Consider the following 13,355-nt stretch of genomic DNA (forward strand, 5'->3'; position numbering starts at 1 on the left):
TCCCCATCCACGGTTCAGCCGAAGTGAGCACGCTTGCAACAAAAAGGCAGCGCGTCCTTCGCCTGGAGTTATAGGCAGACTAAAAGCGAGGCAAGCATGGGCAAAGAGCACAAGGCCAGTATTGACGGGGATCAATGGGCGCAGTGTGTGCGGGATCATGGATGGTTGTGGAATGCCGCCTCAGGCCCCGCATCGACGACGCTGATCCTCGCCCACGGCGCCGGTGCGCCAATGGACAGCGGCTGGATGAACGACATGGCTGCACGCCTCGCCGAACAAGGCGTCAACGTGGTGCGCTTCGAGTTTCCGTACATGGCGCAAAGGCGTGTTGACGGGGGCAAGCGTCCACCGAATCCGGCGCCGAAACTGCTCGAGTGCTGGCGTGAGGTGTACGCCGAGGTGCGACGCCATGTCACTGGGCGCCTGGCCATTGGCGGCAAGTCCATGGGCGGGCGGATGGCCAGTCTTTTGGCGGATGAGCTGGAGGCGGATGCGTTGGTGTGCCTGGGTTATCCGTTTTATGCGGTAGGGAAACCGGAGAAACCTCGGGTTGAGCATCTGGCGGCGCTGAAGACGCGGACGTTGATTGTTCAGGGCGAGCGCGATGCGTTGGGCAATCGCGAGGCGGTTGAGGCTTACACATTAGCGCCAGGTATCGAGGTGTTCTGGCTGGTGGCGGGGGATCATGATTTGAAGCCGTTGAAGGCTTCGGGGTTTACGCATGAGCAGCATTTGGCGGCAGCGGCGGGGAAGGTTGCTGATTTCCTTCGCTAAGTGATCGTTCCCACGCTCCGCGTGGGAATGCAGCCCGGGACGCTCCGCGTCCCAACAGCGGACGCAGAGCGTCCATTGAGGCATTCCCACGCAGAGCGTGGGAACGATCATCACTCCCTGACAACGAAGATCAGCGGTTAAACCGCTCCACCAACGAATACTGGGTATTCGCGGTTTTGGTCAGCTCTTCACTCAACAGCGCCGAGTGCTGCGCCTGTTCCGATGTCTGATCCGCCAGTTGCGAGATGTTGCTGATGTTGCGGCTGATCTCTTCAGCCACCGCACTTTGCTCTTCAGTCGCCGCCGCAATCTGGGTGGTCATGTCAGTGATGTTGGCCACCGCTTCGCTGATCCCCACCAGCGCCTGATCCGCTTCCAGTACCCGCGCCACGCCTTCTTCCGCCTGGCGATGCCCGGCTTCCATGGTTTGTACCGCGGTGCTGGCGGTTTGCTGCAGCTTGGCGATCAGGGCGTGGATCTGCCCGGTGGATTCGCTGGTGCGTTGTGCCAGTTGACGCACTTCGTCAGCCACCACCGCAAAACCACGACCCATTTCACCGGCACGCGCCGCTTCGATGGCGGCGTTCAGGGCCAGCAGGTTGGTCTGGTCGGCAATGCCTTTGATCACATCGACCACGCCGCCGATTTCGTCGCTGTCCTTGGCCAGTTGGGTCACGGTCGCGCCGGTTTCACCGACCACCACAGACAGGCGCTGGATGGCTTCGCGGGTTTCCCCGGCGATGTCGCGGCCGCGACCGGTCAGGCGATTGGCTTCCTGAGTCGCGTCGGCGGTGCGCTGAACGTGGCTGGCGACTTCCTGGGTGGTGGCGGCCATCTGGTTGACGGCGGTGGCCACTTGCTCGGTTTCAACGCGTTGACGTTCCAGGCCGGTGGAGCTGCTGTGAGCCAGGGTGTCGGACTGTTTTGCCTGGTCGCTTAAATGCTCGGCGGTGTCCTGCAATCGGGTCAGGCAGGTTTTCAGACGCGCTTCCTGGCTGAGGATCGACATTTCCAGGCGTGCCTGGGCGCCGCGACTGTCGGTGTACATCTGCGCGATCAGCGGGTCGGAGGTGGTTTGCCCGGCCAGGCGCAGCAAGCGCTTGAGGCCACGCTGTTGCCAGCTAAGGCCCATCAGGCCCAGCGGCACCGAAAGACCGGCGGCGAGGGCGAAGCCCCACTGGGAGTTGAGTGACGCACCGATCATGAAGCTCAGCTGGCTGACCAGAATGAACGGCAGCCAGTCCTGAAGCACGGGCAACCATTTGTCTGTCGAAGGAATGGCCGACTTGCCCTGGTTGATGCGTTGGTAGAGCGCTTCGGCACGGCGGATCTGCTCAGCGGTGGGTTTGACCCGCACCGACTCATAACCGACCACCTGATTGCCTTCGAACACCGGCGTGACATAGGCGTTAACCCAATAGTGGTCACCGGTCTTGCAGCGATTCTTGACAATGCCCATCCATGGCAAGCCTTGTTTCAATGTGCCCCACATGTGCGCGAACACCGCGGCCGGGACGTCGGGGTGACGGACCAGGTTATGCGGCGCACGGATCAGCTCCTCACGAGAAAACCCGCTGATTTCGACGAAGGCGTCGTTACAGTAGGTGATCACGCCCTTGGCATCGGTGGTGGAAATCAACCGTTGCTGAGCCGGGAAGGTCCGTTCGCGTTGTGTGGTGGGCTGGTTGTTACGCATGGCTTTTTCAATCCGCAAGGCTTTGAGAGGTTGTCGGCGGCGTCAGGAATTTATTGAAATTATTTTTCAATAATCAGCGGCGCGTCGCAAAACGGCCATTGCCTCAGCCGGCGAGCATCGGGTAGGTGAACAGGGCGAAATGCAGCAGGTTCAAGCCGAAATGGGTGGCGATGGCCGCCCCCAAACCGCCGAATCGGTAGGCCAGACCATAGCCGACACCTGCCAGACCCGCCAGCAGCACCCAATGCCAACCCGCCCCCACATGCGCCAGGCCGAACAGCAGCGAGGCGAGCAGCAGCGCCAGGTTTTCACCGTAGGGCAGGTGTTTGAAGTACCGGCTCAGACCACCCTGGATGTACCCGCGAAATAGCGCTTCCTCCACCAGCGTCACCAGCAACAGATTGTTCAGCACCCACAAACCGGTTTGATCCGGCCACTTCGGCGCCCAACTGATCACCCCCAGCAAGAGCGCACCGCCCAAGGCCAGCACAGCACTCAACGTCAGCGCCAACGCGGTGGCATAGAGAGAAAGACGCAGTGAGCGCCGGCCGACAATCCACGGGCATACCAGTAACAGCCAGAAGCCGATCAGGGGTTTGTCCTGATTCAGGTACATGGAAAACGGCACGGCATCGCCGGTGAAGCGTTGCGGGGCGATGCCGCGACCGTTGTAGAAACCGGGCAGCCAGTGCATCGCCAGCGCCAGGGCAAGGATGATGAACACGCCATGGCCGAGGTAGCGAGCGACGGTAATCTTTTGCTGACGGACTGCGAAACCGGCGACCAGCAGCAACGCGAAGGAGATGCCGGCCAGCCAGCCGAGTTGGCCGTAGGTCAGCGCGAGGGCGTAGCCGAGGGAGAGAGGGGCCAGGTAGGTCCATGGCAGGGCGAGCATTTTAAGTCCTTGTGTCCGAAGTGTTGCGGGTTGACTCGGTCCATGTGGGAGCGGCGGTGCGGCGATCCCACATTTAGATCAGTGTTGTCTGCACGTTGGGCGCAGGATTATAGAGACGTACGCGGCCCAAACAAAAACACCGCCCGAAGGCGGTGTCTTTTTCTACCAAGGCTTACGACGCAATCAACTGCCGCAACACGTAATGCAGAATCCCCCCTGACTTGAAGTATTCCACTTCGTTGAGCGTATCGATCCGGCACAGCACTTCGATTTTCTCGCGGCTACCGTCCTCACGGGTGATGATCAGTGTCAGGTTCATCCGCGGCGTCAACTCGACGCCGGTCAAGCCGAGGATATCCAGGGTTTCCTTGCCGGTCAGGTTCAGGCTCTTGCGGTTCTGATCCAGTTTGAACTGCAACGGCAACACGCCCATGCCCACCAGGTTGGAACGGTGAATCCGCTCGAAGCTTTCGGCGATGACCGCTTTCACCCCCAGCAAATTGGTGCCCTTGGCTGCCCAGTCGCGACTCGAGCCGGTGCCGTACTCCTGACCGGCGATCACCACCAGCGGCGTGCCCGATGCTTGATAACGCATGGCCGCGTCGTAGATCGGCATCCTTTCCCCGGTCGGGATGTAGATCGTGTTGCCGCCTTCTTCGCCGTTGAGCATCTCGTTGCGGATGCGGATGTTGGCGAAGGTGCCGCGCATCATTACTTCGTGGTTGCCGCGACGGGAACCGTAGGAGTTGAAGTCCCGCGGCTCCACGCCTTTCTCGCGCAGGTAATGACCGGCCGGGCTGTCGGCCTTGATATTGCCGGCGGGGGAGATGTGGTCGGTGGTCACCGAATCGCCGAGCAGCGCAAGGACCCTGGCGCCGGTGACGTCCTTGACCACCGGCGGCGGGCCGCCGATGTCATCGAAGAACGGCGGATGCTGGATGTAGGTCGAATCGTCTTGCCAGACATAGGTCGCTGCTTGCGGTACTTCAATCGCTTGCCATTGCTCGTCGCCGGCAAACACTTCGGCGTACTCCTTGTGGAACATGGCGGTGTTGACCTGATTCACGGCGTCGGCAATCTCTTGGGTACTCGGCCAAATGTCCCGCAGGTACACCGGATTGCCGTCCTTGTCGTTGCCCAGCGGCTCGCTGCTGATGTCGGTCCGAACCGTACCCGCCAACGCATAGGCCACGACCAGTGGCGGGGACGCCAGCCAGTTGGTTTTCACCAGCGGATGCACCCGGCCTTCAAAGTTACGGTTACCCGACAGCACCGAGGCGACAGTCAGGTCGGCAGCCTGGATGGCTTTTTCGATCGGCTCCGGCAATGGCCCGGAGTTGCCGATGCAGGTGGTGCAGCCATAGCCCACCAAATCAAAACCCAATTCATCCAGGTATTGAGTCAGGCCGGCAGCCTTGTAGTAGTCGGTGACCACTTTCGAACCCGGGGCCAGCGAACTTTTGACCCACGGTTTGCGCTTGAGGCCTTTCTCCACCGCTTTTTTCGCCACCAGCCCGGCGGCCATCATCACGCTCGGGTTGGAGGTGTTGGTGCAGGAGGTGATCGCGGCGATCACCACCGCGCCGTTTTTCAACCGATAGGTCTGACCGTCGTATTCGTAGTCGGCTTCACCGGTCATATCGGCATTGCCCACTGCCACGCCACCGCCGCCTTCGCTTTCGAGGCGACCGACTTCCTTGCTGGTGGGTTTGAATTGCAGGTCGATGAAGTCACTGAACGCTTGCGCGACATTCGGCAGCGAGACCCGGTCCTGTGGGCGTTTCGGCCCGGCCAGGCTGGCTTCGACGCTGGCCATGTCCAGCGCCAGCGTGTCGGTGAACACCGGTTCCTGGCCCGGAAGGCGCCACAGGCCCTGGGCTTTGCTGTAGGCCTCGACCAGTTTCACGGTTTCGAGTGGGCGACCGGACAGCCGCAGATATTCCAGCGTAATGTCATCCACCGGGAAGAAGCCGCAGGTGGCGCCGTACTCGGGGGCCATATTGGCGATGGTCGCGCGGTCGGCCAGCGGCAGATCAGAGAGGCCGTCACCGTAGAACTCGACGAATTTACCGACCACGCCTTTCTTGCGCAGCATCTGCGTGACGGTCAGCACCAGGTCGGTGGCGGTGATGCCTTCCTTGAGCTTGCCGGTGAGTTTGAAACCGATCACTTCCGGAATCAGCATCGACACCGGCTGGCCGAGCATCGCCGCTTCCGCTTCAATTCCGCCGACGCCCCAGCCAAGCACGCCGAGGCCATTGATCATGGTGGTGTGGGAGTCGGTGCCGACCAGGGTGTCGGGGAAGGCATACGTGCGGCCGTCCTCGTCCTTGGTCCAGACCGTACGACCGAGGTATTCCAGATTGACCTGATGGCAAATGCCCGTGCCCGGCGGCACCACGCTGAAGTTGTCGAAGGCGCTCTGGCCCCAGCGCAGGAACGCGTAACGTTCACCGTTGCGCTGCATTTCGATGTCGACGTTCTGTTCGAAGGCACTGGAACTGCCGAATTTGTCGACCATCACCGAGTGGTCGATCACCAAATCCACAGGCGACAGCGGATTGATCCGCTGCGGATCGCCGCCGGCCTTGGCCATCGCGGCGCGCATGGCGGCCAGGTCGACCACGGCAGGCACGCCGGTAAAGTCCTGCATTAATACCCGCGCGGGACGGTATTGAATTTCGCGGTCGGAGCGACGCTCCTTGAGCCAGGCGGCAATCGCCCGAAGGTCGGCGCCCGTGACAGTTTTTTCATCTTCCCAGCGCAGCAGGTTTTCCAGCAGCACTTTCAACGACATCGGCAGCCTGTCCAGATCGCCCAGGCTTTTGGCGGCGTCGGGCAGGCTGAAATAATGGTAGGTCTTGTCGTCGACTTGCAGGGTTTTAAGGCTTTTCAGGCTATCGAGGGACGGCATTGCGATCACTCCTTTGAGTCCGCACGGTTACGGACTGAGGGGACGGACAGAGCATTAAACCTAGCCCTGTTTTAAGTAGCTGGCTAATAACTGGACTCTATCGATAAGTCCGAGGTTCCGAAGTCAGCTATCATGCGCCGGTTTTCGTGACAGGCTTTGCTACAGGGCAAGTTTGCGCATCGATTCATTGCCGATTGCCCAGGAGATTCAATGAACACCCTCTTTATGCATTGCCGGCCGGGCTTCGAAGGCGAAGTCTGTTCCGAGATTTCCGAACACGCCGCACGGCTGAACGTGGCCGGTTATGCCAAGGCCAAGACCGCCAGCGCCTGCGCCGAATTCATTTGCACCGAAGAAGACGGCGCCGAGCGCCTGATGCGCGGCCAACGTTTCGCCGAGCTGATTTTTCCGCGCCAGTGGGCGCGTGGGATCTTCATCGATCTGCCGGAAACCGACCGCATCAGCGTGATCCTCGCGCACATGGCCGACTTCCCGCTGTGCGGCAGCCTGTGGCTGGAAATGGTCGACACCAACGATGGCAAAGAGCTCTCGAACTTCTGCAAGAAATTCGAAGGCCACCTGCGTAAAGCGCTGATGGCGGCTGGCAAGTTGGTGGAGGACGCGCACAAACCGCGTCTGCTGCTGACCTTCAAAAGCGGCCGCGAAGTATTCATGGGCCTGGCCGAATCCAACAACTCGGCGATGTGGCCGATGGGCATTCCACGCCTGAAGTTTCCCCGTGAAGCGCCGAGCCGTTCGACATTGAAGCTGGAAGAGGCGTGGCACCACTTCATCCCTCGCGACCAGTGGGATGAGCGCTTGCACAGCGACATGACCGGCGTCGACCTCGGTGCTGCCCCCGGCGGCTGGACCTGGCAACTGGTCAACCGCGGCATGCTGGTGACTGCTATCGACAATGGCCCGATGGCCGAGAGCCTGATGGACACCGGTCTTGTGCAGCACTTGATGGCCGACGGTTTCACCTTCAAGCCCAAGCAACCGGTGGACTGGATGGTCTGCGACATCGTCGAGAAACCGGCGCGCAACGCCGCAATGCTCGAAGAATGGATTGGCGAGGGGCATTGCCGCGAAGCGGTGGTCAACCTGAAGTTGCCGATGAAACAGCGTTACGCCGAAGTGAAGCGCTTGCTGGAACGGATTGCCGAGGGGTTCAAGGAACGCGGGATTCGGGTCGAGATCGGCTGCAAACAGCTGTACCACGACCGCGAAGAAGTGACGTGCCATTTGCGCCGGATTGATGTGAAGAAACCCAAGTCCCGCTGATACACCCGGCCCCCCGTGGGAGCGGGCTTGCTCGCGAATGCGGTGGGTCAGTCGACATCAATGTTGAAAGTCAGTCCGCTTTCGCGAGCAAGCCCGCTCCCACAGGTGCGGTGTACGCCACAGATGACGTTTATCCCGGCAATGCGCGACAATGCCGGCCAGTTTCAGGAGTGAATCATGAGTGAAATGCTTGATACGCCGGTAGACGGCACCCTCGACGCCACCGGCCTCAACTGCCCGGAACCGGTGATGATGCTGCACCAGCATATCCGTGACCTGGCACCTGGCGGCCTGCTCAAGGTGATCGCGACCGATCCTTCGACCCGTCGCGACATTCCCAAGTTTTGCGTATTCCTCGACCACGAGCTGGTTGCGCAGCACGAAGAGGCAGGCACCTACCTCTACTGGATCCGCAAGAAGCTCGCTTAACCCGCCGAATGACTGATACGAATCCGCTTGCGTGCACTGCGCGTCAGGCGGATCGACAGCATCAGCGCCGCGCAACTCAAGCCCACGATCAAACCCTGCCACAGCCCGCTCGGGCCGCTCGGCGTGCCGAACCAGTCAGTCAGGCCCAGCGCATAACCCACCGGCAAACCAATCCCCCAGTAGGCGAACAGGGTCAGGATCATCGTCACCCGAGTGTCCTGATAACCGCGCAATGCACCGGCCGCGGTGACCTGGATCGCGTCGGAAAACTGGAACAGCGCCGAATACACAATCAACATCGCCGCCACTCGAATCACCGTCGGGTCGGCGGTGTAGATCGTTGCGATGTGTTCGCGCAGCAACAGCATCATGCTCGCGGAAATACACGCATACGCCAGCGCCGTGCCCATGCCGACACCGGCGGCGAAGCGCGCTTCACGCGGTTCTTGACGACCGAGCGCCTGACCAACGCGCACGGTCACGGCCATGCCGAGCGAGTAAGGAATCATGAACACCAGCGAGCTGAAGTTCAGCGCAATCTGGTGTCCTGCAACCACGGTGGCGCCGAGGCTGCCGATCAGCAGGGCGATCACCGCGAAGATGCTCGACTCGGCGAACACCGCGATGCCGATCGGCAGGCCGATGCCCAGCAGGCGTTTGATCACCGACCACTGTGGCCAGTCAAAACGGCTGAACAACTGACTCGACTGATAGGCCGGTGCCCAGCGCTCCCACCCGGCCATGCCCAGCGCCATCACCCACATCACAATCGCCGTGGCCCAGCCGCAACCGACGCCGCCCATGGCCGGCACGCCGAAGTGGCCGTAGATGAAGATGTAGTTCAGCGGAATGTTCAGTGCCAACCCGCACAGGCCGAGGACCATCGCCGGACGCGTGCGGCCCAGGCCATCACTGAAGCAGCGCAACACATGGTAGAGGGCAACGGCAGGCAAACCGCTGGCGATGCCGTGCAGGTATTGCATGCACGGGCCGATCAGTTCGGGATCGACCTTCATCAGGTGCAGGATCGGTTCGGCACTCAACAGCATGCCGGTCGCCATCAAACCCACCACCAAAGCCAGCCATAGCGCCTGGCGCACAATTGGGCCGATCTCGCTGTGGGTGCCAGCACCGAAACGCTGGGCGACTTTCGGAGTGGTGGCCAGCAAGGTGCCGGTCATCAGCAGAAACACCGGCACCCAGATCGAGTTGCCAAGCGCCACGGCCGCCAAGTCACGCGGGCCGACCCGACCCGCCATCACCGCATCGACGAAACCCATGGCGGTGGTCGCCAGTTGCGCGACCATGATCGGCAACGCCAGGCCGAGCAGGTTCTTCAGCTCCAGGCGAACCCGGGCCGGGCGGGTGAGGGAAGTAGCGGCGGGGCGGTCAGTCACGAAATTCAAGGGCGAAACGTCCAAAGATTTTGATGCACGAGGCGGCGCATTCTACGCCTTGACGCAGTGGTCAGGAAAAGTCCTGTGTTACCTATTTGTAACCGGTTTTCGAACGTAGCGACATTCCCTGTGGTGACTCAACCTTGTAGCAGCTGGCGAAGCCTGCGTTCGGCTGCGCAGCAGTCGTAAAACCAGTACACGCGGACTTCCTGAAACACCACATCGCCTGATTTCGCGACTGCTTCGCCCGAGCGCGGACCGAGCCGAACGCAGGCTTCGCCAGCTGCTACAGAGGGCGTGCAATGCTTACTGGCCCACAATGGTCATCTCCGCCTACACTGCCGATCCCCCAAAGGAGCCTGCCATGCTGATTGTTGCCGACGAAAATATTCCGCTGCTCGATGCCTTCTTCGAAGGTTTCGGCGAAATCCGCCGGGTGCCGGGACGTTCCATCGACCGCGCCACCGTCGAGCAAGCCGATGTGCTGCTGGTGCGTTCGGTGACCAACGTCAATCGCGCGTTGCTCGAAGGCAGCAAGGTGCGCTTTGTCGGCACCTGCACCATCGGCACGGATCACCTGGATCTGGATTACTTTCAGCAGGCTGGCATTACCTGGTCCAGCGCACCTGGCTGCAATGCCCGGGGGGTGGTCGACTACGTGCTCGGCAGTCTGCTGACCCTGGCCGAAATCGAAGGCGCCAACCTGACTCAGCGCACTTACGGCGTGGTCGGTGCCGGCGAAGTCGGCGGTCGCCTGGTCAACGTCTTGAAAGGTCTGGGCTGGAACTTGCTGGTCTGTGATCCGCCACGGCAAGCCGCTGAAGGTGGCGATTACGTCAGCCTCGAACAGATCATCGAGCGGTGCGACGTCATCAGTCTGCACACCCCCTTGAAAAAGCACGGCGCTCAGTCGACCTGGCATCTGTTCGATAAAAATCGTCTGAACCAACTCAAGCCAGGCACCTGGCTAATCAACGCCAGTCGTGGCCCGGTGGTGGACAACGCTGCCCTGCGTCAGGTGTTGTTACAGCGCGAAGACCTGCAAGCGGTGCTCGACGTTTGGGAAGGCGAACCTGAAGTCGACGTGGCGCTGGCCGACCTCTGCGTGCTGGCGACACCGCACATTGCCGGCTACAGCCTCGATGGCAAGCAACGAGGAACGGCGCAGATCTATCAGGCGTATTGCGAATTTATCGGGCAACCGGCCCAGGTCAGCTTGAGCGATTTGCTGCCGGCGCCGTGGTTGTCGCACGTGACCCTGCACGCTGACAGCGAGCCAGCCTGGGCGCTGGCGATGCTGTGCCGCGGCGTGTACGACCCGCGCCGTGACGATGCGGATTTGCGTCGCAGCCTTGTCGGCAATGTGAGTGAACAGCGTGCAGCGTTTGATGGGTTGCGCAAGCATTACCCGCAGCGGCGGGAGATCGATGGGTTGACGGTGAGGATTGAGGGGAGTTCGCCTGAGTTGCTGAAGATTGTGGCGGCGCTGGGCGCAACGGCTGTCTGAAGATCGAGTTGGCCCTTTCGCGGGCAAGCCACGCTCCCACAGGTTTTGAGTCGTACGCTAGATAGGCGGACGCCTCAAAACCTGTGGGAGCGTGGCTTGCCCGCGATAGGGTGCGCAGCACCCTCAAAAAAAGCACCCACAAAAAACCCGGCCATCAGGGCCGGGTCAAGAAGACGGTGGCTATATCACTCTTGTTCGGCAGGCTTGACCAATCGCTTTTCCAGTTCGCTGCAGGCTTGCTGGATCATGTCTTCAGTGATCGGTACTTCGCGCCCATCCTTATCAATAATCGAGCAACCCAGAGACTGGTTTGGCTGCGTGCGGATCACTTCAATTTTGTCTTCGCTGCTGTTTTGCAAGGACATGGCCTGTCTCCTCATCAGGTTGTGTACCTACTTTAAAACCGCCAGGTGACCGGGTTGTGACAACTCCCTGCGATCTCTCCGGGGCGGCAATATCAGTCCACCAGAAATACCGCAGTGTTGCCACCCGGACTTTAGACCAATAGCGTCTAGGCGCTAGTCGGTGTGGTCATAATTAACCTGACTCATTGTGATTTACAGAGTTCCACCCCATTTAAGCGGTATAGGCTGGCCCCATCACTTGCGTACTGGATAACCCGATGCTCTCTGCCCGTCACCGCCGCGCGATCCGCCTGACCAGCCGTTTCCTTGCACCTTATCGCTGGCCGGCCTTCGGCGCCTTGCTCGCCCTGATTATCACCGCCGGCATCACCTTGTCGATGGGGCAGGGCATTCGCTTGCTGGTGGATCAGGGTTTCATGACCCAATCGGCGCATCTGCTCAACCAGACGATTGGCCTGTTCATGGTGCTGGTGATCGGGCTGGCGATTGGCACCTTTGCGCGCTTCTATCTGGTGTCGTGGATTGGCGAACGCGTGGTCGCGGACATCCGCAAGCAAGTGTTCAACCACCTGGTTTATCTGCATCCGGGTTTCTATGAAGACAATCGCAGCTCCGAGATCCAGTCACGGTTGACTGCGGACACCACGTTGCTGCAATCGGTGATCGGCTCGTCGTTGTCGCTGTTCTTGCGCAATTTGCTGATGGTAATCGGCGGGATTGTCTTGCTGTTTATCACCAACCCCAAACTCACCAGTATCGTGGTCGTGGCGCTGCCCCTGGTAGTCGCGCCGATCCTGATTTTCGGCCGTCGAGTACGCAGTCTGTCGCGCCTGAGTCAGGACCGGATCGCCGACATTGGCAGCTACGTCTCCGAGACCCTCGGCCAGATCAAAACCGTGCAGGCCTACAACCACCAGATCCAGGACGAGCAGCGCTTTGCCGTGACGGTGGAAGAGGCCTTCAACACCGCGCGCAAACGCATTTTTCAACGGGCCTGGCTGATCACGCTGGTGATCGTGCTGGTGCTGGGTGCGGTGGGCGTGATGCTGTGGGTCGGCGGCATGGACGTAATCGCCGGGCGGATCTCGGCAGGTGAACTGGCGGCCTTCGTCTTTTACAGCCTGATCGTCGGCAGCGCCTTCGGCACGTTGAGCGAAGTGATCGGCGAATTGCAGCGCGCGGCGGGTGCAGCCGAGCGGATTGCCGAATTGCTGCGCTCGGAAAACATCATCCAGGCGCCCACCACGGGCCTGGTGACATTGCCTGACCGGGTGAAGGGCAATCTGGTGCTGCACGACGTGCGATTTTCCTACCCGTCCCGTCCAGAAAGTTACGCCGTCGATGGCTTGAGTCTGAGTATCAATGCGGGCGAAACCCTCGCCCTGGTCGGTCCGTCCGGAGCCGGCAAGTCCACTGTGTATGACCTGCTGCTGCGTTTTTACGATCCGGCTTCGGGCCAGATCCTGCTCGATGGCGTGCCGCTGACCCAGCTCGATCCGCTCGACTTGCGTCGCTGCTTCGCCCTGGTCTCGCAAAACCCGGCACTGTTCTTCGGCAGCATCGAAGAGAACATCCGCTACGGCAACCCGACGGCGACCCTGGCCCAGGTTCAAGACGCGGCAAAAATCGCCTACGCACACGACTTCATCGAGCAAATGCCCAATGGCTACCAGACCCACCTGGGCGACGGCGGCCTCGGTCTGTCCGGCGGCCAGCGACAACGTCTGGCCATTGCCCGGGCACTTTTGGTGGACGCACCGATCCTGTTGCTGGACGAAGCCACCAGCGCCCTTGATGCGCAGAGCGAACACCTGATCCAGCAAGCCCTGCCGAGCCTGATGAAAAACCGCACCACCCTGGTCATCGCCCACCGCTTGGCCACGGTGAAAAACGCCGACCGGATCGCGGTGATGGATCAAGGGAAGCTGGTGGCCATTGGGACGCATCAGGAGTTGATTGCGAGCAATGCGCTGTATGCGCGGTTGGCGGCGTTGCAGTTTAGTGATGGGCACAACGCGCTGACCGATCCAGTAACCGACTAAGTAACCGACCTAGTAGAGCGCCCAAAAAAATGCCCGCATCAATCGATACGGG

Annotated in this window: 10 protein-coding genes; 5 read left to right on the top strand and 5 right to left on the bottom strand. The window is 60.8% G+C overall.

Features of this window, described 5'->3' with window-relative positions:
• Positions 1-96: 96 nt before the first annotated feature.
• The gene (locus tag ACA072_RS09585) at positions 97-774 is read left to right on the top strand and encodes an alpha/beta family hydrolase (protein ID WP_497624093.1); all 678 of its coding nucleotides are present in this window, start codon (positions 97-99) and stop codon (positions 772-774) included.
• A 130-nt stretch (positions 775-904) separates the two neighbouring features.
• On the opposite strand, the gene ACA072_RS09590 is transcribed toward ACA072_RS09585, so the two are convergent.
• The 3 genes from ACA072_RS09590 to acnA all read right to left on the bottom strand — a co-directional run bounded on the left by ACA072_RS09590 (position 905) and on the right by acnA (position 6,279).
• Positions 905-2,470 (bottom strand): methyl-accepting chemotaxis protein, encoded by a 1,566-nt coding sequence (locus ACA072_RS09590; protein ID WP_497624094.1) that lies wholly within the window; start codon positions 2,468-2,470, stop codon positions 905-907.
• 103 nt (positions 2,471-2,573) lie between these two features.
• Positions 2,574-3,365: a CPBP family glutamic-type intramembrane protease gene (locus ACA072_RS09595; RefSeq protein ID WP_497624095.1), complete on the bottom strand. Its 792-nt coding sequence runs from the start codon at positions 3,363-3,365 to the stop codon at positions 2,574-2,576.
• 172 nt (positions 3,366-3,537) lie between these two features.
• Entirely contained in the window at positions 3,538-6,279 is a 2,742-nt protein-coding gene (acnA, locus tag ACA072_RS09600) for an aconitate hydratase AcnA (RefSeq protein WP_497624096.1), read from the bottom strand.
• A 210-nt stretch (positions 6,280-6,489) separates the two neighbouring features.
• Here acnA and rlmM point away from each other — a divergent pair, with 210 nt between their 5' ends.
• Both rlmM and tusA read left to right on the top strand, forming a co-directional pair.
• Positions 6,490-7,563 (top strand): 23S rRNA (cytidine(2498)-2'-O)-methyltransferase RlmM, encoded by a 1,074-nt coding sequence (rlmM, locus tag ACA072_RS09605; protein ID WP_010456393.1) that lies wholly within the window; start codon positions 6,490-6,492, stop codon positions 7,561-7,563.
• A 177-nt stretch (positions 7,564-7,740) separates the two neighbouring features.
• Positions 7,741-7,992, top strand: a complete 252-nt coding sequence (gene tusA / locus ACA072_RS09610) for a sulfurtransferase TusA (RefSeq protein ID WP_054054315.1) — start codon at positions 7,741-7,743, stop codon at positions 7,990-7,992.
• On the opposite strand, the gene ACA072_RS09615 is transcribed toward tusA, so the two are convergent.
• A complete protein-coding gene (locus tag ACA072_RS09615; protein ID WP_497624097.1) occupies positions 7,989-9,398 on the bottom strand; it encodes an MATE family efflux transporter in 1,410 nt (469 codons plus the stop codon). The two genes, tusA and ACA072_RS09615, sit on opposite strands and share 4 nt — an antisense overlap.
• Positions 9,399-9,753: 355 nt before the next feature.
• On the opposite strand from ACA072_RS09615, the gene pdxB reads away from it, so the two are divergent.
• A complete protein-coding gene (gene pdxB / locus ACA072_RS09620) occupies positions 9,754-10,896 on the top strand; it encodes a 4-phosphoerythronate dehydrogenase PdxB (protein ID WP_497624098.1) in 1,143 nt (380 codons plus the stop codon).
• A 185-nt stretch (positions 10,897-11,081) separates the two neighbouring features.
• On the opposite strand, the gene ACA072_RS09625 is transcribed toward pdxB, so the two are convergent.
• On the bottom strand, positions 11,082-11,261 hold the full coding sequence (locus ACA072_RS09625) for a PA1571 family protein (protein WP_497624099.1): 180 nt from the start codon (positions 11,259-11,261) through the stop codon (positions 11,082-11,084).
• Between the two features lie 257 nt (positions 11,262-11,518).
• Between ACA072_RS09625 and ACA072_RS09630 the strand changes: the two genes are divergently transcribed.
• A complete protein-coding gene (locus ACA072_RS09630) occupies positions 11,519-13,303 on the top strand; it encodes an ABC transporter transmembrane domain-containing protein (RefSeq protein ID WP_497624100.1) in 1,785 nt (594 codons plus the stop codon).
• Positions 13,304-13,355: the final 52 nt, after the last annotated feature.

It is taken from the genome of Pseudomonas sp. LBUM1656 (assembly GCF_059716065.1).